Below are 19,747 nucleotides of genomic sequence, written 5' to 3' on the forward strand. Positions count from 1 at the left end.
GGCGGGGGGGGTGGCTGCCACTCCCTGGTGTGGGTTGGGGGTGTTGTTTGTGGCGTTTTTTTTTTTTTTTGGTGTTTGGGACGTTGACTGTCCCAAATCCTTCATGAACGACACGCTTCTTGCGTGACAGGGACTTTCGTACAGGCGAAAGGCCGGGAACTGTCGGTGGCCTGTCGCAAGGTGGCCGGGTGCGAAGAGGAACCTGGACGTCAAACCCCCTGCTCACCGCTCCGGATCGACCGGAAGTGGTGCGCGTGGCCGACCTCGAACAGATCGGCGTTCCGCGCCGGACCATTTCCCGGCGCTGCGTCACGGGCGGCCCGTGGCGGACACTGCTGCCCGGAATCGTGCTGTTGAGCAACGGTGACCCCACCGACGAGCACCGGGTTCGCGCGGCGATGCTCCATGGCCGCAGGGACGCGGTGCTCACCGGAACGTACGCACTTCGCCGCCATGGCCTGGAAAGACTCCCCGATCATGAGAACGTGCACGTCCTCATACCCGCGAGCCGCGACATCGCCGACTCGGGGTTCGTGCACGTGGAACGCACCACTCGCCTGCCTCGACCGCACCTGCGCGGCGATCTCCCAGTGGCCCCCGTGCACCGAGCCGTCATCGACGCCGCGCGACGGTTCAGCAACGAAGAGGAAGTCCAAGCGATGATGGCCGAGGCCGTCCAGCGTCGCTTCTGTACCCCGGAGATGCTCGCTGACGAGCTCGACCAAGGCCGCACCGCGGGGACCGCGATGCCGAGACGAGCGCTCGTTCCGCTCCTCTCCGGTGCCAGATCCGTGGCAGAAGCCGACGCCTGGCGCCTCTGGCGGAGGTCCGGCCTCCCGCAGGGCCGGTGGAACGTCCCGATCTACGACGCCCGCGGCACCTACATCGCCACTCCGGACTTCTGGTGCGACGACATCGCCCTGGCCTGGGAGATCGACTCCTACCTCCACCACGCCGGGCTCGACGGCCACCGTGCCACCGTCGCCCGCAACGCGCGGTATGTCGCCGCCGGGATCGTCGTGCTCCAAACGCTGCCGTCCCGGCTGCGCACCGAGCCAGGCAAAGTGGCCGAAGAGCTGCGAGCCGCGTTCCGCACCGCTCAAGCCCGCCCTCGCCCGAACATTCTGCTCAAGCATGGCGCGAGCAGGTGACTATGCCCGAGCAGCGTCGAAGGGCGCCCGATCGAACACGATCCGCAGCTCCACGATCTTCCCCTCCCGCACGGTCACCAGCTCCGCCCCCGGAGCGCTCGCCACCGGCAGGGTCGCCGTGTCGTACATCAGCAGCGCGGTGGTCTCGTCCCCGAACGCCGAAAGCAGCGTCGACCCGGTCAGGATCTGGGTGAACGGCCCCATGAACCCGCGGAACGCCTCCGCGCCGGAGAGACGTCCGGCGGGTGCGTGGCACACGATGTCGTCGGCGACGTAGGTCATCGCCTTCTCGAAGTCCTTGCCGGTCCAGGCCCGGTGGTAGGAGAGCGCGACGTCCAATGCTGGGCTGGTCATGACGGGTCCTTTCGTCGACGGTCACCAGGTCAGACACCGGAGCCGCCCGAAGTGGAACGGTGCGTGACAAGATCGGCCGGGTGAGCGAGCTCATCGAGTCCTACCGGCACGAGCTGCATCTGCACTGCTACCGCATCCTCGGCTCCCTCACCGACGCCGAGGACGCTGTCCAGGAGACGCTGCTCGCCGCGTGGCGCGGTCTCGACGGCTTCGAGGGCCGCTCGTCGCTCCGCACGTGGCTCTACCGTATCGCCACCAACCGCTGCCTGAACGTCCTGCGCGACACGGGCCGCCGTCGCCCGCCGGAGCCGGTGCCGCCGTTCGACCCGCCGGAGCCCAGCCGCCGCGGCGAGGTCACCTGGCTGGAGCCGTACTTGGACGAGCTCCCGGACAGCGAGCCCGGACCCGAAGCGCGCTACAGCAACCGGGAGGCGGTCGAGCTCGCGTTCATCACCGGCCTCCAGCTCCTCCCGCCGAGGCAGGCGGCCACCCTCGTGCTGCGCGACGTCCTCTGCTTCCCGGCCGGTGAGGTCGCGAGCATGCTCGGCACCACCGAGACCGCGGTCAAGGGCATGCTCCAGCGTGCCCGCGCCTCGCTCGACAAGCACCGAGCCTGCACCGCACACCGTCCGTCACCACACGAGCGGGAGCTGACCAGGCGTTTCGCCGACGCGTTCACGGCGGGTGACCTCGACGGCGTCATCCGGCTGCTCACCGACGACGCCTGGCTCGCCATGCCGCCCGCGCCGCACGAGTACCACGGCCTCGACGCGATCGCCGGCTTCCTGCGGGTGACCATGGCCGTACCGGTCCTGCCAGGTTTCACGATGACGCCGACACGGGCGAACAATCAGCCCGCGTTCCAGTGCCGGCACGGCGAAGACCCGGCCGGGTTGATGGTCCTCACCCTCGACGGCGACCGGATCCGCGCGATCACCCGGTTCCTGGCTCGGCGGTAGCCGCCGGGCGCACCCGCCTCAGGTGCTCGCCGGGCGCGCCGAACAGGTGAGCCGCGCCGTGCGCCCGCTTGAAATAGCGGTGCGCCGGATGCTCCCAGGTGATCGCGATCCCGCCGTGCAACTGGATCATCTCGCCCGCCACCGTCGCCAGCGCCTCCGAGCAGTGCACCTTCGCCACCGCCGCCATCCTGCTCGACTCCGGGGCCGCGTAGGCCGCCGAACGCGCGGTCTCCACCAGGACATGGAGATCCGCCATCCGGTGCTTCAGCGCCTGGAAACCGCCGATCGGCCTGCCGAACTGGTGCCGCTGCTTGCTGTACTCGACGGTCAGTTCGAACGCCCGCGCCGCCGCGCCTGCCTGTTCCGCTGCCAGGACGGCGCACGCGAGATCGCGTAACGTGGTGAGATCGACCGAGCCGATCAGCCGGGCCGGTGTGCCGTCGAAGGTCAACCGGGCCAGCCGCCGGGTCTCGTCCATCGCCGGCGTCCGTACACGTTGGGCATCGGAGACCTCGTACAGCGAGGTCCCGGCGAGCACCAGCAGGATTTCGGCTTCGTCACCGTGAAGGACGTAATGCGCCTCACCCTCCACAGTGGACTGGGACGCCCGGCAAGCCGGCGTGTCCCATCGGCCTTCCGCCGACGTCCATGCCACGGCGCCGACGACACCTTCCGCGAGCCGGGGAAGGAGCCGTTCGCAGGCCTCCTCGTTGCCGGTGGCCAGCAGGGCGTGCACCGCGAGCACGGCTGAGCCGAGGAACGGGACATCCGCCAGCACACGGCCGAGTTCCTCGGCGACGACCTGTAACTCGGTCGTCCCGGCTCCGAGGCCTCCGAACCGTTCGGGAACGGCCAACGCCGCCACACCGATCTGCTCGCACAATTCCGGCCAAGGATCCGCTTCCCGGTCCAACAGCTTCCGGACGCTGTCCCGCAGCGCGTCCTGCTCGCTGGTGAACGTCATGACAGTACCCGCTCCCGGTGGAACCTCGGCGTACCCCAAGCGCCGACGAGCGCACGGACCCGCGTCAACCGCAGGCCGAGCGCGTGTTCGGCGGTGTAGCCGATCGCGCCGTGGACCTGCAGCCCGGTCCGGGCGGCGAGATGCGCCGCGTCGCCACACGCCACCTTGGCGGCGGACACGTCGCGGCGGTCCAGGGTGACGGCCGCGCCGAACAGCAGTGGCTCGGCCAGCGCGAGACCGGTCGCGACATCGGCGAGCAGATGCTTGACAGCCTGATACCCGCCGATCTCCCGTCCATACTGCTTGCGTTGCGCGGCATACGCGACAGCCGTGTCGAGCAGCCACCGGCCCGCGCCGAGCAACTGCGCGGCGGTGGCAAGGCAGCCCAGTTCGAACGCGCGGTCCGCGTCGATCGCGCTGCCGAGATCGTCGCCCGTCCTCGGCGGGAACAGTCGCCGTGATCCGTCCACAGAGGACAAGAGGTCGCCGGGAGTGAAGGCGCGAAGCCTGCCGTTCTCGACCGCGATCCGCGCATCGGCGACGTCGGAATCCAAGGCATAGGGCACGTGTGGCGCGAACGCCACCGACGCCAGCGTCTCCCCGGACGACACCGACGACAGCAACTCGTCGTCCAGCAACGACGGCAGCACCGCGACGGTGTCGGTCCACGGACCGGGAACGCAATGATAGCCCAGCCGCTCGAACCCCACGGCCAGATCGACCGGCGAGGCGCCGAGCCCGTCGTACCGCTCGGGAACCGCCAGCGCGGTCACCCCGAGTTCCGCGAGCCGCCGCCAGATCTTGAGTCCCGGGCCGTGATCCGCGGCCGCCCAAGAACGGTTGGCCGCGTCGGTGTCCACACCGGACAACAGATCGTGCAGGCTTCGCGAGAACTGTTCCTGCTCACCGGAAAGCGCGAACCTCATCGAGCCCCCTTCGGCAGGCCGAGCAGCCGCTCGGCGACAATGGACCGCTGGATCTGGTCGGTCCCGCCGTAGATCGGGCCCGCCAGCGAGAACAGCCAGCCGTCACTCCACCGGCCGCGTAGTTCGGCGTCCGGGCCGAGGACGTCGAGTGCCGTCTCGTGCAGTGCGACGTCGAGATGGGACCAGAAGAGCTTGTTCACACTCGATTCCGACCCGAGCTCGGCGCCTGCGGACAGCCGGGTGACCGTGCCGAGGGTGTACAGCTGGTAGGCACGCGCGCCGATCCACGCGTCGGCGACCCGGTCCGCCGTCTGCGCCGGACGTCCGGCGTCCGTCCACAACGAGACCAGCCTGTCGGCCGCGGCAAGGAATCTCCCGGGACTGCGCAAGGAGAGGCCGCGTTCGTTGTTCGCCGTCGTCATCGCGACACGCCAGCCTTCGCCAGGAGTGCCGATCACGTCCTCGTCGGGCACGAAGACGTCGTCGAAGAAGATCTCCGCGAAACCGGGTTCGCCGTCCAGCTGAGGGATCGGCCGGACGGTGACCCCGTCGGCACGCAGATCCACCATCAGGTAAGTGAGACCCTTGTGCCGCACCGAATCCGGATCACTGCGGAACAGGCCGAACGCGCGATCGGCGAACGTCGCCCGCGAGCTCCACGTCTTCTGCCCGCTGACCCGCCAGCCGCCGTCGCATCGGGTCGCGGTGCTCCGGAGGGCGGCGATGTCGCTGCCGGCCTCGGGTTCCGACCACGCCTGGGCCCAGACCTCTTCCGAACGCGCCATCTTGGGCAAGACGCGGCGCTGTTGTTCTTCCGTGCCATGGGAGAACAACGTGGGCGCGAGCATGAAGATACCGTTCTGGTTGACCCGCGACGGCGCACCCGCCGCGTAGTACTCCTCCTCGAACAGGACCCATTCCAGCAGGCTCGCGTCCCGGCCGCCGTACTCGCGTGGCCACGAGACCACCGACCACCGGGCGTCGGTCAGCTTCGCCTCCCAGTCGCGGTGCTGGGCGAAGCCTTCCACGGTATCGAACGACTTCAGCGGCTCGGCTGGAACATGCTCGGCGAGCCAGGAGCGTGCTTCGTCACGGAAGGCGAGCGTGTGCCTGTCGAGGTCGAGGTCCATCACGAACTCGCGTCCCGCATCGAGCGCGCGTCCTGCCCGCCAAGGGAATCCCCGCCGGACACTTCGGCGTTGTGCGCGTGCGCGAAGTGGTGCAAGCCGAATACGGAGTCCATTCCGGACCGGAGACCCATCAGGTCTTCGGCCTGGTTGACCGCCTTCTTCGCCAGCGCCAAGCCCATCCGCGGCATCACCGCGATCTTCTCTGCCAGCGCCATCGTCTCGGTTTCGAGGTCGGCACGCGGGACGACGCGGTTGAGCATGCCCCATTCCTTGGCCTGCCGGGCGGTGAAACGCTCACCGGTGAACAGCACCTCCTTGGCCGCACGCGGACCGAGCACCCACGGATGCGCGAAGTACTCGACACCAGGAATTCCCATACGTACCACCGGATCGGCGAAGAACGCGTCGTCGGAGGCGACGATCAGGTCGCATACCCACGCCAGCATCAGCGCGCCCGCGATGCACGCGCCCTGCACACTCGCGATGGTCGGCTTCGGGATTTCCCGCCACCGACGGCACATGCCGAGGTAGACCTCCGATTCGCGGGCGAACCGCTGATCGCCGCCCTCGGTGCCGACGTGATCCCACCACAGCACCGCCTTGCGCTCGAACGAGACGTCCACGTCGCGTTCCGGCGTCCCGATGTCGTGCCCGGCGGAGAAATGCTTACCCGCCCCGGCCAGCACGATCACCTTGACCTCGGGATCGTCCACCGCACGGGTGAACGCCGCGTCGAGCGCGTACGTCATCGCCGAGTTCTGCGCGTTCCGGTACTCCGGCCGGTTCATCGTGACGACGGCCACCGGCCCGCGCCGCTCGTACTCGACGGTCATCCGTTCTCCTCCCGCAACACGCGTTTCAGTACTTTCCCCGACAGATTCCGCGGCAGTTCCGCCACGAAGTCGACAAAGCGAGGAAGTTTGTAGTTGGCCAGTTCGCCCTCGCAGTGCGTCAGGACGTCCTCAGTGGACAATTCGGCTCCGGCACGCGGGACGACGAAAGCCTTGCCGACCTCGCCGAGCCGATGGTCCGGCACGCCGACGACGGCGGACTCCGCGACGCCGTCCAGCCTGCTGAGCACCTGCTCGATTTCAGCCGGGTAGACGTTGAACCCACCGCAGACGTACATGTCCTTGATGCGGTCGACGATCTTCAGATAGCCGTTTTCGTTCGACTCGCCGACGTCGCCGGTGTGCAGCCACCCGTCGGCGTCGACGGCCTTCGCGGTGGCTTCCGGATCGTCGAGATAACCCAGCATCACGTTCGGCCCACGCAGCAGGACCTCGTCGTGCTCGCCGAGTCTCACTTCGAACCCCGCCGTCGCGCGGCCGGTGTAGTTCGCCACCAGTTTCGCGTCGTCGCCGGGACGGGACATCGTCGCGACGACGGCTTCAGTGAGCCCGTACGCGGTGAGCACGGTGTCGAAGCTCAGTTCCGTCCGCATCCGTTCGACGAGGGTGACCGGCACGGTGGCGGCCCCGGTGACGGCGAGCCGCAGGCTGGAGAGGTCATGATTCGCGCGTTCGGGTGCGTCCAGCAGCACCTGGTGGATCGTCGGCGCGCCCGGCAATACGGTGACGCGCTCGGTTTCGATGAGCCGCAAGGTTTCGCGGACGTCGAAGGTGCGCTGCGGAATGATCGTCGCGCCACGCAGCACGGCGGCGACGATCCCCGCCTTATAGCCGAAACTGTGGAAAAACGGATTGATTACGAGGTATCGGTCGCGCTCGCTCAGGTCACCGCAGTCCGCCCAGGCCCCGGCGACGCTCAAGGTCTGCCGATGACTGCTCATCGCGCCCTTGCTGCGGCCGGTGGTCCCCGAGGTGAACAGGATGTCGCTGACCCCGCCGGGCTCGGCGGGACTGGCGAACTCGCCGTCGAAGCCGGCGAGCACGTCCCATTCCGCCACGCCGTCGACCGGTGTCTCGACACCTTCGACGGGGATCCGCAGGACGGTGCCGGGGCGGGCGTCGCCGAGGTCGGCCAGCCTGTCCGTGCCGAGGAACGTGCCGGTGATCGCGAGCGCGGAAACCCCCGCGCGGCCGAGGATGTCGATGGTCTCGCGGGCGGTGAAGCGGGTGTTGACCGGGATCAGCGTCGCACCGGCGTAGAGCGCGCCGAGTCCGGCGACGACCCAGTGCCAGGTGTTGGGGGCGCAGATCGCGACGCGCTCGTGACCCTCGAAGAAGTGGGCGGCCTGCCGCACCCGGTACGCGAGTTCGGCATAGGTGAACCGGATGTCGCCGTCGACGAGTGCTTCTCGTCCGGCGAAGCGTTCCGCGGCCCGGTCGAGCGCCGCCGGGATGGTCCCTTCGGACATCGAGCCTCCCTAGTTCACGCCAGCCTGCGCGCGACCGCGATCGTGTCGCCAGGGCGCGTTCGGCCCGCGATCCCACCCTTCGAGGAAAGCGCCCTGCCGGCCCGATGACGGGGCCTGCCGGCCGGGACGCACGCTCTCCTCCCTAGCAAGTGCTTGGTAGGGTAGCCTACGCAGCAGGCTCTGGTTTGGCTAGAGGAGGCGTGCGTGACAGAGGACGGCTTTCGCGATCGTGTGCGCACCTGGCTGGCGGAAAACCTGCCGCCGGAACTGCGCGGCTTGGGCGGTCCGGGGCGGGAGCACGAGGCCTTCGACGAGCGGGTCGAATGGGAACGGCGGCTCGCGACGGCGGGCTGGACGTGCGTCGGCTGGCCGGTCGAGCACGGCGGTCAGGGTGCGACACTCGAACAACAGGTGGTCTTCCACGAGGAGTACGCGCGGGCGGGAGCACCGGCGCGGGTGAGTCACCTTGCGCAGGAACTCCTCGGCCCGACCCTGATCGCTTTCGGTACCCCGGAACAGCGACGGAGGTTCTTGCCGCCGATCGTGGCCGTCGAGGAACTGTGGTGCCAGGGCTATTCCGAGCCCGGCGCCGGTTCCGACCTCGCCGCGGTGTCGACCACCGCGACCCTCGAGGGCGACGAGTGGGTGCTGCGGGGACAGAAGGTCTGGACGTCGCTCGCGCATGTGGCCGACTGGTGTTTCGTCCTCGCCAGGACCGAGCCGGGTTCGAAACGCCACAAAGGATTGTCCTATTTGCTCGTTCCGATGCGGCAACCCGGCGTCGAGGTACGCCCGATCCAGCAGCTCACCGGGACGTCCGAATTCAACGAGGTCTTCTTTGATGGCGCTCGCACCGCGAAGGACCTGGTGGTCGGCGATCCCGGAGACGGCTGGCGGGTCGCCATGGGCACCTTGGCCTTCGAACGGGGTGTCGCGACGCTCGGCCAACAGGTCGGCTTCCGCCGGGAACTCGAAGAACTCACCAGGATCGCCCCGGACGACCCGGTCGTCGCCGAGCGGATCGACCGGGCCTGGGTCGGCCTGGAAGTGATGCGGGTCCACGCGATCCGCACCCTCGGCGACTCCTCACCCGGCGTGGCGGAAGTGTCCAAACTGGTCTGGGCGAACTGGCATCGCGACCTGGGAGAACTCGCGATGCTCGTTCGCGGCGCACGCGGAATGCTCGCCGAGGACGGGCTCGACGCCTGGCAGCGGCTCTTCCTCTTCACCCGCGCGGACACGATCTACGGCGGCTCCAACGAAATCCAGCGCAACGTCATCGCCGAGCGGGTGCTCGGGCTTCCCCGGGAGGTACGACCGTGATTCCGGTTCCGAAATACCCTGAAGGCGCGAACCTGCTGCGGGACAAGGTGGTCGTGGTGACGGCGGCGGCAGGCACCGGGATCGGTTCCGCGGTGGCGAAACGCGCCAAGGAGGAAGGTGCCCGTGTCGTGATCAGCGACTGGCACGAGCGACGGCTGGGGGAGAAGGCCGCCGAACTCGGCGACGTCCACGCGATCCCTTGTGACGTCACCCAAGAGGGGCAGGTGCGGGCGCTCATCGATGGGGCCGCCGCGCACTACGGCCGCGTCGACGTCCTCATCAACAACGCCGGACTCGGCGGCACGAGGTCCATAGTGGACATGACCGACGACGAGTGGTCACGAGTACTCGACGTCACCCTCAACGGAACGTTCCGCGCGACGAGAGCCGCGGTGAACCGGTTCATCGAGCAGGGCGACGGCGGCGTGATCGTCAACAACGCCTCGGTGATCGGCTGGCGTGCGCAAGCCGGGCAGGCGCATTACGCGGCGGCGAAGGCGGGTGTCATGGCACTCACCCGGTGTGCGGCCGTCGACGTCGCCGAATACGGCATCCGGGTCAACGCCGTCGCGCCGAGCCTGGCGATGCATCCCTTCCTCGCCAAGGTCACCAGCGAGGAATTGCTGACCGAACTCACCGCGCGCGAGGTCTCGGGGAGGGCGGCGGAACCCTGGGAAGTGGCGAATGTGATGGTGTTCCTCGCCAGTGAGTACTCCTCGTACCTCACCGGCGAGGTCGTGTCCGTGAGTTCCCAGCATGCGTGAGGTTCCGATGAAGTCCAGCCCAGGCTCCCGCCGAGCCGAACTGCTCGGCCTGGCGGCGAAGCTGTTCGCCGAACGTGGTTACGTCTCCACCACCGTGCGGGACATCGCGGACGCGGCCGGAATCCTTTCGGGCAGCCTTTACCACCATTTCGACTCGAAGGAGTCGATGGCCGACGAGATCCTCACCGGATTCCTCGACGAACTGTTCGGCGCCTACGCGGAAATCGTCGGCGAGGGAAGAGGTCCGAGGGAAACACTCGAAGCCGTCGTCGTGGCGTCGTTCGAATCGATTCACCGACGGCCGGCCGAGGTCGCGATCTACCAGTCCGAAGCGAAGCATCTGATGCAGTTGCCGCGCTTCGGCTACCTCAACGACCGCAACACCGAATTCCGCAAACTGTGGAACGGGATCCTCACCGACGGCATCGCGGCAGGCGTGTTCCGCGAGGACCTCGACGTCGAACTCACCTACCGGTTCATCCGCGACACCGTCTGGGTCGCGGTGCGCTGGTACAACCCCGACGGCACGCTGAGCGCGGACGACGTCGCGCAGCAGTACCTCGGGATCCTTTTGGACGGCATCGCGACGAAGACAAGGAGGCGACGTGGTTGCGTCGATGAGCCCTCGGCGGGAAAACGTGCCTCGGGCTGAAGCCTATGTCTTGGACGCGGTCCGGACCCCGGTCGGGAAACGCGGGGGCGCGCTCAGCGGCGTCCACTCCGCCGACCTCGGCGCACACGTCATCCAAGCCGTCGTCGAACGATCCGGCGTTGAAGCCGACCTGGTCGAGGACGTCATCCTCGGCTGCACCGACACCCTCGGGCCGCAGTCCGGGAACATCGCGCGGACAGCGTGGCTCGCCGCCGGATACGGCCATCACGTGCCGGGGGTGACGGTCGACCGGCAGTGCGGTTCGAGCCAGCAGGCCGTGCATTTCGCCGCGCAGGCGGTCCTTTCGGGAACAATGGACCTCGTCCTCGCCGGCGGCGTGCAGAACATGAGCGCCATCCCGATCAGCGCGGCCATGCTGGCCGGGCGTGAATACGGCTTCAAAGATCCGTTTTCCGGGTCGATAGGCTGGCAGGAGCGCTACAGCAGCGTCGAGGTCTCACAGTTCCGCAGTGCCGACATGATCGCCGAACACTGGGATCTGACCCGGGAAGCGATGGAGGAGTACGCCTTCCGCAGTCATCAGCGCGCGATCGCGGCCATCGACGAAGGCAGGTTCGCCGCAGAGATCGCGCCGTTCGCCGGTGCCGGCCTGGACGAGGGGCCCAGGCGGGACACCAGTCTCGAACGGATGGCCGGGCTGAAGCCGCTGAGCGAGGGGTCCCGCATCACCGCGGCCGTCGCCAGCCAGATCTCGGATGGCGCGAGCGCGACGCTCATCGCGTCCGAGAAGTTCGTCGAGGAGCACGGCCTCACGCCGCGTGCCCGGATCCACCACCTGTCGGTGCGTGCCGCCGATCCGGTGTGGATGCTGACCGGGCCGATCCCGGCGACCGCGCACGCACTGCGGAAAACCGGGCTGAGTATCGAAGACATCGACCTGTTCGAGGTGAACGAGGCGTTCGCGAGCGTTGTACTGGCGTGGATCGAGGAGACGGGCGCCGATCCGGACCGCGTCAACGTCAACGGTGGCGGGATCGCACTCGGTCACCCCATCGGCGCGACCGGCACGAAGCTGTTCGCGACCCTGCTGCACGAACTCGAGCGGCGGGGCGGGCGGTACGGGCTGCAGACGATGTGCGAAGGCGGCGGGACGGCGAACGTCACGATCATCGAGCGCCTCTGAACCGCAACTAGAGGACTACTCGCGGCGTGATCCGGCGCCCTCGCGTGCCACGAACGTCCCGCGAACCGGGCTCGCTGCCAGGGCGAAGCCGTAACTCGCGTGCTCAAACTCGTAACTCGCGTGCTTGAGCACGTAACTCGCGTGCCTGGATGTCGCACTCGGTGTGCGGGGTCTGAGCACGCGAGTTACGCCTTCAAGCACGCGAGTTGCGCCTTCAAGCACGCGAGTTGCGTCTTTAGGCACGCGAGTTCCGGCTTTAAGCACGCGAGTGCGGTGCCGCGCCAGCCCCCGGGTCATCTCGCCCGAAGGTGTCACCTTGCCTTACCCCTCGATATCGGGTCGGGCTCCCGGCGTCCCCAGGGGTGGCGGTGGGTGCGGAGGCCCAGCAACCCACCGCCACCTGAGGGACCGCGGCCGCCGCGCGCGGCCCCGGCCCGGTCGCGAACCCGGGTCACCCGGCGGGTACGCGAGCCCAGGGCATCTCTCCTTGTGCGGGTACGGCCGCGGTCGGGGTGTCGGACAGGAAGTCCCGCTCGAACGGGGCCAGGATGTCCTCCCCGATCGGCGTCGACTCCGCGACGGAGGCGGCGAACGACGGCTCGGCAGCGGCAGCGGCAGGGAAGACCGGCTCGGGTACCGGCAGCCGCCGGTCGAGTTCGGCGGTCCAGTGGATCATCGCCTTCGGCCGGTCCCAGCCCGCCGCGCCGATGAGCCTGCCGTCCCGGACGAATCCGGTGACGCCGTCGGAAAGTTCGATCGTGTCCTTGCCGAGCGACGGCATGCCGACGGTCTGCAGCCGCGCGTCGTAGAGCGACGACCAGGCGCGGGGAAGCGGGGTGTACGGCCGCGCGTTGCCCCGGCCCAGCATCAGGCTTTCCGCCGCCGCGCGCCCGGATTCGACGCCGTTCATCCAGTGCTCGACCCGCCGCGGGGTCTCGTCGATCCGCAGATTCGGCCATTTCGCGATGTCGCCGGCGACCACGACGTCTTCCGCCCCGACGGCGAAGAGCGTCGATTCGCACAGGACACCGTCGTCGATGGTCAGTTCCGAACCACGCAGCCAGTCCACGGCCGGCACACTGCCGATCGACAGCACCACGCAGCTGGCCACCAGGAACTGGTTGTTGGTCAGGTGCAGCCCGACCGTCTCCTTGGTGCTGATCCAGTTCCGCACCTCGGTGTTCATCGCCAGCTTCGCGCGGTGGTGCTGGTGTTCCTTGGTCAACGCCGACGCGATCCGCTCCCCGAAGCGGTGCAACGGCGCCTTCGCGTGGCCGATGAGGGTGACGTCGCGGCCCAGGTACCGCATCGACGCGGCGAACTCGTTCCCGATCAGGCCGCTGCCGATGACCACGACGGATTTGTTGCTGTTCCCCAGCGCCCGCCGCACGGCCAGCGAATCCTCCACGGTACGCAGCACCCGGACCCGGGGGTCGTGGCGCGGTGAGCCGGGGAGATGGCGCGGATAACCGCCGGTAGCGACGATGAGGCCGTCGTACCAAAGGGATTCCCCACCCGGCAGATGCACCGTGCGCTCCTTGGTGTCGAGCCAGGTCGCACGCGTGCCGAGCCGCCAGTGGACGTCCAGATCGGTGTACGGCTCCAAGCTTGCCGCCGCCGGTTTCACACTGCCGGTGATGAGTTCCTTCGACACCATCGGCCGGTGATACGGTTTTCGTGGCTCGTCGCCGACCAGCACGATTTCGCCGTCGAAACCGAGTTCCCGCAAGCGTTCCGCGGAGCGGAGCCCGGCGACGCCGGCTCCGACGATGACGATCCGATCTCCGTCACTCATCGTCGTGCGCTCCTTCTCCCTTGACTCTGATGGCTTGCTTCGGGCAGAGCCGGGCGGCGGAAATGGCCTGGTCCAAGCCGTCCCGGTCGACCATCCGGCGGATGCGGAGCTTGCCGTCCGGTCCGATCTTGAACGTCGCGGGTGCCTCCATCTCGCAGAAGCCGAAGATTTCGCACCGTTCGTTGTCGACGCTCACGCGAGTGCCGCGCCGTACGCTTCCGAAGATCATGTTTTTTCTCCAAGTCCTTTCGCGGCCGTCAGACCAGTTCCTCGACCAGGCCCATCCGTTCCAGGAACCGGGTGGGCATGAACCGGAGCACGGTCAGCAGGACGGCGGGGACCAGCAGGGTGATCCCGCCGAACCACAGGAGTCCGAGGTGCCCGTTGGCCATGGCACCGAAGAACGCATGCAGTGCCGTGATCGCGACGGCCGGGTAGGCGAGCCGATGGATCCACAGGAAGCGCCGGTAGGAACTGAACCGGTGGATACCGCCGGTCAGCGCGACGGCGAGCATGACCTCGAGCCCGAGGACGCCGAGTTCGTGCCGCGCCAAAGTGCCCGGCAGCAGCGGGATCGAGATCTGCGCCAGGGTGAAACCGTCGGGCAGGAACAGGAAAGACATCGCGTGTACGACACCGAAGGACAGCGTCACGATGCCGAGCACCATATGCGAGTTCCGCAGTGCCTTCCGGCCGGTCAGCGACTTGATCCACCCGGTCGCCGTGAACACCCCCCAGCACAGGGTGAGGCACATGAAACCGTACGAGATCCGGGCGGACGTCTGAGCCATGCCCTTGATACCGGGGTCCGTATCCGACTTCTGGGTCAGGACGATCACCACCTCGGACCAGTGGTCATACATTGATCTCTCCTGGTGCGCTGGGAACCAGTTCTGGTTCGGCTCCGGCCGCGCGTTCGCGGGTCCGGGTGTTCTTGGCGCGCAGGGTCCGGAGGCCGAGGAACAAACCGCCGCCGAGCGCCACCGCCAGCAGCAGCCCGAGGCTGAACTCGCCGAAGCCGACGTCCATCGCGGAGGTGGCCGAGTTCGACTGTGGCACCGGCGCTTCCGGCATCAGTGACTGGTCGACGACGCCGGTGCTCTCCAGCAACGTCATATGCCGCAGCACCGCCTGGTTGGCCGTGGTGGCGTAGTCGCGTACGACGTCGTTGCGTGTACCGGCCCTGACCTGCGCGATGATGGGGAACAGGACACCGTGCGCGAACCGGAGCCGGTTGGCGAAAATCCGGTCGAACTCGCTGTCGTCGCGGGCGGTCTTCATCTCGCCCAGCCACGCGGACTGCTGATCCGACGGCTCACTCGGCAAGGCGATGCCGAACCGGTCGGCGATCGCGTGCGTCGCGGTGTCGAGCCTGCCGTGGTCGATCATCAGTGTCCGGCCGACTTCGCGGATCCGCTTGCTCTTCCCGCGTTCCTGCGCCCACATCCCGGCCGGCATTTCCCACAGCCCGGCCAGTTTGACGTTGATGATGAGGTTCTTGTCGGCCGCGGAGAGGTCTTGCGCGTGCGCGTCGTCGACCGGCCCGAGCAGGGACACCGCGGTCATCGTCAGCAGGACGAGCAGCAGACGGGAAATTCGGGTCATGGCCGGGCCGGTGGTTTCACCGGAAAGGTCAGATGCCGAGGTCATCGGCCTGCCAGGTGTCTGCGGTGAGCAGGACTTTCGTGCCGTCCGGTTTGACCGGGAACCACGCGTCGTCGACACCCTGCCCGGAGGTGTTGCCGGGCATCGCGTCCTTCGCGTTGCGGTAAAGCGGCCAGCCCGCGAGGGTCACCTGCTCGGTGCCGTCGGCCCTGGCCACGGTCCCGACGAGGGCGCGGTCGATCCCCGTCACCACCAGATCGCTGTCGGCCTTGGCGGGAATCCAGGTTCGCGCGCAGGTTTCCACGCAGTTCGACTTCGGTGGGTTGACCGTGTCCTTGTCGTAGCGGTAAAGCGTGAATCCCTTGGTGTCGGTGACGATCGGTCCGAGGTCGAACAGGATCGCCGCCGTCAAACCGGGAGCGGCTTCGGCCGCGGGATCGGGCATGCCCGGGATCCGCGCCACGCCGGCGGCGGGGGCCGCGCCGGGAGTGCCGTTCGGTCCCGCGGTACCGGTGGTGCAGGCCGCGGTCATGGCGAGCGCGGCCAACGTGACGGCCAGAGGTATGACCGAGCGTGACACGGGGTTCACGGAAATCCTCCTGTCGGGGCCAGAGGAGAACGCCGTCGCCGCGGGGCGACGGCGTGGAGGCGCGTTCAAGTCCACTATGGACACTGGTGATCCACAGTGGATTCGGCGGTGCGGGGGACAGCGCCGGGTCGGGGGCCTTCGGTAGGGGATACGGTCACGAGTCGGGAACGGTTCAAAAAACTTTCACTCGCGCCAGAACCGGGACAGACCAGTTTTGGTACTGGACTTATCGCCCCTGAGCGCACAAAGATGTGCCGCGTGGGACGCCACTCTCGGATACTGCAGCCAATAGTCGATCATGAACCCGCGTCGAACGGGCATGACGACCTCATCAGGGCGTTGTACCAGGAGTTCGGATCCAGTCTGATGGCGTTCGTGCTGAAACTGACCGGTCACGATCGCCAGTGGGCCGAGGACGTGGTCCAGGAGACGCTCATCAAGGCGTGGCGCAACGCCGGCAAGCTCGACCGGCAGCCGGAAATGCTGCGTGCCTGGCTCTTCACTGTCGCCAGGCGCATCGTCATCGACGGCTGGCGTAGCCGGAGTGCCCGCCCACAGGAAGTGGAGGAACTCGAATCGGATTCGATCGGCGTGCCGGACGAGTCGGAGAAAACGCTCGCGGCCATGATCGTTTATGAGGCTCTGCGGAATCTTTCCCCGGAGCAACGTGAAGCCGTCCAACAGACGTACCTGCGTGATCGCACCGTGAACGAGGTCGCGGCGACGCTGGGAGTCCCGCCGGGTACGGTGAAATCGCGGATCCACCACGCCGTGCGCGCGCTGCGCAGGGCGCTGCAGGAGCGGGGGTGAGCGAGATGTCCGGAGCGCCGCACACGGATATCGCCGCCTATGTCCTCGGCGTCCTCGGCGAGGAGGATCATGCCAGGTTCGAGGCGCACCTGCTGGAATGTCCCGAGTGCCAGGTCGAGCTGGTGGAGATGTACCACCTGCCCGACATCCTGGACATGGTCAAGAAGAGCTGGCCGGACCCGCCTGTGAAGGGGCCGGGGCCGCGTGTGCTGCGGATGCTGCTCGCGGACGCCGCCAAGACCGGCCGCCGCCGCAAGGTCATCCGGCTCGCGACGGCCGCCGCCGTACTCGTGCTCGTCGTCGGCGGACCGCTCACCGTGCTGTCGCTCGCCGACCGTGAGCCGGTCATCACGCAGGCCGCGCCCACCACCGTCGTCACGTCGGCGTCACCGTCCGCACCAAGGGAAACCGGTCCGGACGGTGGCGCCGCCCCGTTCGGCTGGTCCGAAGCGGGCAACGCGGTCGCCGCCGAGGTCACCGTGCAGGAGAAGGAGTGGGGCAGCGCGGTCGAACTCGAACTGCGCGGCCTCACCGGCCCGATGACCTGCCAGCTCTTCGCCTACTCCCGCGGCGGAGAGGCCTACGTTGTCAACGGCTGGGGTGTGCCGGCCAAGGGCTACGGCGTTCCCGGCTCGCCGGACCCGCTCGTCGTCATCGGTACGACGGCGCTGAAGAAGGCCGACATCGAGCGTTTCGAGGTCCACAAGCAGGACGGCACCGTCCTGGCGACCGTGCGGCGATAGTTTATAACGGAAAGATAACGGCGAGATCGCTTTTTGAACCGGTTCCCGGCTGGAACCGTATTTCTCAGTAGCCGGATCTTCCTCGGCGGGCGAACAGAAGGTTCGCCGCGAATTCGGTGACCCCGTATTCGACAATGCGTAGCTCATGCCTGGGTACGAATGGTGTTCGCGTGCCCGGAAACGAATGAGGTGAGCAAGTCAATGGCACGAAATCAAGGGCGCCATCGTATCGCCCGCAGGACCAAGGTCGCGACCGCGTTGCTGGGCCTGTCGATCGCGGTCGGTGGCCTCGTGGTGGCCACCACGACCGGCGACTCCGACAGTGCCTCCGCGGACGAGGTGGACAAGTCGCAGTTCGTGGACATCACCAAGGTCCAGCCGAACGTCGACAAGCCGCGGCCGGGTGACAACGCGTCCACGGGCTCGTTCACCGTCGACTGCGGCAAGAACGAGAACGGGCACTTCAATCCCGACAACTTCATCGCGCAGCCCGGCATCCGCAACGGTGCCCAGCATCTGCACGACTACGTCGGAAACCTTTCCACGAACGCGGACTCGAACAACAACAGCCTGCTGGGTGCCGGGACGACCTGCGAGAACGGTGACGAGTCGACGTACTTCTGGCCGGTGGTGCGGATCGACACCGAGGAGGAGGGAGAAGAGCAGCAGGACAACCAGAACCAGAACCAGGATCAGCGGCAGGGTGGCCGGGACCAGAACCGTGCCGATAACCGGAACCAGCGGCAGAACCAGAACAACCAGAATCAGAAGAACCAGCAGGGTCAGGCTCAGCTGGAGGAGCCGAACGCCGCCAACGAACTCGCCGGTAACGACGGCGAGATCCAGCGGCCCGCGACCGTCGACCTCACCTTCAAGGGTAACGCCAAGGAGAAGGTGAAGGAGATGCCGAAGTTCCTCCGGATCCTTTACGGTGACGCGAAAGTCACCGCGAACGGTCCCGCCAACGCGCGGGAAAGCTGGACTTGCACCGGCTTCGAGGACCGGGTGATCAAGAAGTACCCGATCTGTCCCGAAGGCAGTGACGTCAAGCGGGTGCATACCTTCCCAAGCTGCCTCGATGGTAACAACATCGACAGCGAGAACCACCGTGATCACATCAAGTACCCCGACGAGAACGGCGAATGCGCGAACGGCCTGACCGCCGTTCCGGAGCTCACCGTCTCGCTGACCTACAAGATCCCCCGGGAGATCCAGGTCAACGGTCAGTACAAAGTGGATTCGTTCCCCGAGGAGGAGCACAACCCCTTCTCCGATCACGACGATTTCGCGAACGTGATGTCGAACCAGATCATGAATCGTCTCGTCGATTGCGTCAACGAGGGACGCAAGTGCCGCGAATGAATCGACGAGCACTTGGCCTGCCTGCAATGTGCCTGTGGAATCACATTAAATAGGCTCGAACAGGTGACAAAAGCACCCTGTCGGGGTTATCGTTTGAGTCAGAACAGCGAACGAAGTTCACAACTCCACTCAGAGATTCCCCGAAAATTATCGGGTCGTAGTCGTCCTCGGCTCACTCCGACGGCCGGGGCAGTTCAACGGAAGCGAGAACCGGCGAACAGGAAGGAAAATACTCCGGCCCGGCGGGTCCCCCCTTACACCTCACCCACCCGCCGGGCCGGCCCTCACTCGACAGATCGACACAACTCAAGAACGCTCCGCAAGCGTTTACCCGCCCTGCCGTCGAGCTTCCCGAGGGAAGCTCGACGGCAGGGCTCTTTTCGGTAGGTTGGCGCCATGGGTGAGCAGAAGGACCGCATGCTGCGCGGCGAGCTGTACCGGGACAACGACCCCGAGCTGGTCGCGGATCGCCGGCGCGCACAAGGACTCGTCGACCGGTTCAACGGCACGGGTGCGGACGAGACCGGTGAGCGGGACACGATCCTGCGTGCACTGCTGGGGAAACTCGGCGAGGACTCCTGGATCATGCCGAGGTTCCAATGCGACTACGGCTACCTCATCGAGATCGGCGCCAACAGCTTCCTCAACTACGACGCCATCCTGCTCGACTGCGCCCCGATCAAGATCGGCTCGGACTGCTCGATCGGCCCGCGCTGTCAGCTGCTCACCGCACTGCATCCGATGGAGGACCACGAACTGCGGCGGCAGCGCTGGGAATCGGCCGCGCCGATCACCATCGGGAACAACGTCTGGTTCGGCGGCGGCGTCATCGTATGCGCCGGGGTCACGGTCGGGGACGACACCGTGGTGGGTGCGGGCAGCGTCGTCACGCGGGACCTGCCGTCGAAGGTGTTCGCCGCGGGCAACCCGGCCCGCGTCATCCGAGAGCTCTGAGGCTCTTTTAGGTACCTACGGCGGCGCGTGAAGGACCCCTTCCCTCGGCTCAGCCGAAGAAACTCGACCTTCACACCTTCCCGAAGTACAGGAAGGCCCCCTTCCTTGCGCCTAGCGCAAGGAAGGGGGCCTTCATGTACTTCACGCGAGCAACGTCGCAGGTGACGTGTAAGTGCTTAAGAGCGGGTTCGTTCTAACGACC

At 67.3% G+C, this 19,747-nt stretch carries 21 protein-coding genes; 10 read left to right on the forward strand and 11 right to left on the reverse strand.

The genetic code is table 11. The features are described 5' to 3' along the window. Positions 1–188: 188 nt before the first annotated feature. The gene (locus tag AB0M65_RS31460; protein ID WP_364035693.1) at positions 189–1,151 is read left to right on the forward strand and encodes a hypothetical protein; all 963 of its coding nucleotides are present in this window, start codon (positions 189–191) and stop codon (positions 1,149–1,151) included. On the opposite strand, the gene AB0M65_RS31465 is transcribed toward AB0M65_RS31460, so the two are convergent. Beyond that, positions 1,152–1,505, reverse strand: a complete 354-nt coding sequence (locus AB0M65_RS31465) for a nuclear transport factor 2 family protein (protein ID WP_364035696.1) — start codon at positions 1,503–1,505, stop codon at positions 1,152–1,154. It lies immediately after the preceding gene. 59 nt (positions 1,506–1,564) lie between these two features. Between AB0M65_RS31465 and AB0M65_RS31470 the strand changes: the two genes are divergently transcribed. Beyond that, entirely contained in the window at positions 1,565–2,464 is a 900-nt protein-coding gene (locus AB0M65_RS31470) for an RNA polymerase subunit sigma-70 (RefSeq protein WP_364035699.1), read from the forward strand. Here the strand turns inward: AB0M65_RS31470 and AB0M65_RS31475 are convergent. Genes AB0M65_RS31475 through AB0M65_RS31495 form a run of 5 tightly spaced genes read right to left on the reverse strand, consistent with a single transcriptional unit; the run spans position 2,439 to position 7,804 of the window. Further along, on the reverse strand, positions 2,439–3,428 hold the full coding sequence (locus tag AB0M65_RS31475; RefSeq protein WP_364035702.1) for an acyl-CoA dehydrogenase family protein: 990 nt from the start codon (positions 3,426–3,428) through the stop codon (positions 2,439–2,441). The two genes, AB0M65_RS31470 and AB0M65_RS31475, sit on opposite strands and share 26 nt — an antisense overlap. Further along, complete coding sequence (locus AB0M65_RS31480) at positions 3,425–4,354, reverse strand: acyl-CoA dehydrogenase family protein (protein ID WP_364035704.1); 930 nt, start codon at positions 4,352–4,354, stop codon at positions 3,425–3,427. The genes AB0M65_RS31475 and AB0M65_RS31480 overlap by 4 nt, the downstream gene beginning before the upstream one ends. Then, positions 4,351–5,484, reverse strand: coding sequence for an acyl-CoA dehydrogenase family protein (locus AB0M65_RS31485; RefSeq protein WP_364035741.1), 1,134 nt, complete (start codon positions 5,482–5,484; stop codon positions 4,351–4,353). Before AB0M65_RS31485 ends, AB0M65_RS31480 begins: the two co-directional genes overlap by 4 nt. Continuing rightward, positions 5,484–6,317, reverse strand: coding sequence for an enoyl-CoA hydratase (locus AB0M65_RS31490; protein ID WP_364035707.1), 834 nt, complete (start codon positions 6,315–6,317; stop codon positions 5,484–5,486). The genes AB0M65_RS31485 and AB0M65_RS31490 overlap by 1 nt, the downstream gene beginning before the upstream one ends. Next, positions 6,314–7,804, reverse strand: coding sequence for a FadD3 family acyl-CoA ligase (locus tag AB0M65_RS31495; protein ID WP_364035709.1), 1,491 nt, complete (start codon positions 7,802–7,804; stop codon positions 6,314–6,316). Before AB0M65_RS31495 ends, AB0M65_RS31490 begins: the two co-directional genes overlap by 4 nt. A gap of 204 nt (positions 7,805–8,008) precedes the next feature. Between AB0M65_RS31495 and AB0M65_RS31500 the strand changes: the two genes are divergently transcribed. Genes AB0M65_RS31500 through AB0M65_RS31515 form a run of 4 tightly spaced genes read left to right on the forward strand, consistent with a single transcriptional unit; the run spans position 8,009 to position 11,687 of the window. Further along, on the forward strand, positions 8,009–9,127 hold the full coding sequence (locus AB0M65_RS31500) for an acyl-CoA dehydrogenase family protein (RefSeq protein WP_364035712.1): 1,119 nt from the start codon (positions 8,009–8,011) through the stop codon (positions 9,125–9,127). Continuing rightward, positions 9,124–9,891, forward strand: coding sequence for an SDR family oxidoreductase (locus AB0M65_RS31505; protein ID WP_364035715.1), 768 nt, complete (start codon positions 9,124–9,126; stop codon positions 9,889–9,891). Before AB0M65_RS31500 ends, AB0M65_RS31505 begins: the two co-directional genes overlap by 4 nt. Before the next feature lie 7 nt (positions 9,892–9,898). Next, complete coding sequence (locus tag AB0M65_RS31510; RefSeq protein WP_364035717.1) at positions 9,899–10,543, forward strand: TetR/AcrR family transcriptional regulator; 645 nt, start codon at positions 9,899–9,901, stop codon at positions 10,541–10,543. Continuing rightward, positions 10,530–11,687 carry an acetyl-CoA C-acetyltransferase gene (locus AB0M65_RS31515; RefSeq protein WP_364035720.1) on the forward strand — a complete coding sequence of 386 codons (1,158 nt, stop codon included), beginning with the start codon at positions 10,530–10,532 and terminating at the stop codon, positions 11,685–11,687. Before AB0M65_RS31510 ends, AB0M65_RS31515 begins: the two co-directional genes overlap by 14 nt. 451 nt (positions 11,688–12,138) lie before the next feature. On the opposite strand, the gene AB0M65_RS31520 is transcribed toward AB0M65_RS31515, so the two are convergent. From AB0M65_RS31520 to AB0M65_RS31540, 5 genes are read right to left on the reverse strand one after another with little or no spacing between them, the layout of a single operon-like run. Beyond that, positions 12,139–13,482: an FAD-dependent oxidoreductase gene (locus AB0M65_RS31520; RefSeq protein WP_364035723.1), complete on the reverse strand. Its 1,344-nt coding sequence runs from the start codon at positions 13,480–13,482 to the stop codon at positions 12,139–12,141. After that, positions 13,475–13,711 carry a ferredoxin gene (locus AB0M65_RS31525; RefSeq protein WP_181773350.1) on the reverse strand — a complete coding sequence of 79 codons (237 nt, stop codon included), beginning with the start codon at positions 13,709–13,711 and terminating at the stop codon, positions 13,475–13,477. Before AB0M65_RS31525 ends, AB0M65_RS31520 begins: the two co-directional genes overlap by 8 nt. 28 nt (positions 13,712–13,739) lie before the next feature. Then, positions 13,740–14,345, reverse strand: a complete 606-nt coding sequence (locus tag AB0M65_RS31530) for a ferric reductase-like transmembrane domain-containing protein (protein ID WP_364035726.1) — start codon at positions 14,343–14,345, stop codon at positions 13,740–13,742. Then, positions 14,338–15,087: a DUF4142 domain-containing protein gene (locus AB0M65_RS31535; RefSeq protein WP_364035729.1), complete on the reverse strand. Its 750-nt coding sequence runs from the start codon at positions 15,085–15,087 to the stop codon at positions 14,338–14,340. The genes AB0M65_RS31530 and AB0M65_RS31535 overlap by 8 nt, the downstream gene beginning before the upstream one ends. Before the next feature lie 28 nt (positions 15,088–15,115). After that, positions 15,116–15,676 carry a hypothetical protein gene (locus AB0M65_RS31540; RefSeq protein WP_364035732.1) on the reverse strand — a complete coding sequence of 187 codons (561 nt, stop codon included), beginning with the start codon at positions 15,674–15,676 and terminating at the stop codon, positions 15,116–15,118. A 258-nt stretch (positions 15,677–15,934) separates the two neighbouring features. Here AB0M65_RS31540 and AB0M65_RS31545 point away from each other — a divergent pair, with 258 nt between their 5' ends. The 4 genes from AB0M65_RS31545 (at position 15,935) to AB0M65_RS31560 (ending at position 19,545) form a co-directional block, all read left to right on the forward strand. After that, positions 15,935–16,486, forward strand: coding sequence for a sigma-70 family RNA polymerase sigma factor (locus tag AB0M65_RS31545; protein WP_034317190.1), 552 nt, complete (start codon positions 15,935–15,937; stop codon positions 16,484–16,486). A 5-nt stretch (positions 16,487–16,491) separates the two neighbouring features. Continuing rightward, complete coding sequence (locus AB0M65_RS31550; protein ID WP_364035744.1) at positions 16,492–17,229, forward strand: zf-HC2 domain-containing protein; 738 nt, start codon at positions 16,492–16,494, stop codon at positions 17,227–17,229. A 201-nt stretch (positions 17,230–17,430) separates the two neighbouring features. Continuing rightward, positions 17,431–18,591, forward strand: coding sequence for a DUF1996 domain-containing protein (locus tag AB0M65_RS31555; protein ID WP_364035735.1), 1,161 nt, complete (start codon positions 17,431–17,433; stop codon positions 18,589–18,591). 396 nt (positions 18,592–18,987) lie between these two features. Further along, positions 18,988–19,545, forward strand: coding sequence for a sugar O-acetyltransferase (locus AB0M65_RS31560; RefSeq protein ID WP_364035738.1), 558 nt, complete (start codon positions 18,988–18,990; stop codon positions 19,543–19,545). The last annotated feature ends 202 nt before the right edge of the window (positions 19,546–19,747 follow it).

It is taken from the genome of Amycolatopsis sp. NPDC051071 (assembly GCF_040682875.1).
GTDB lineage: Bacteria > Actinomycetota > Actinomycetes > Mycobacteriales > Pseudonocardiaceae > Amycolatopsis.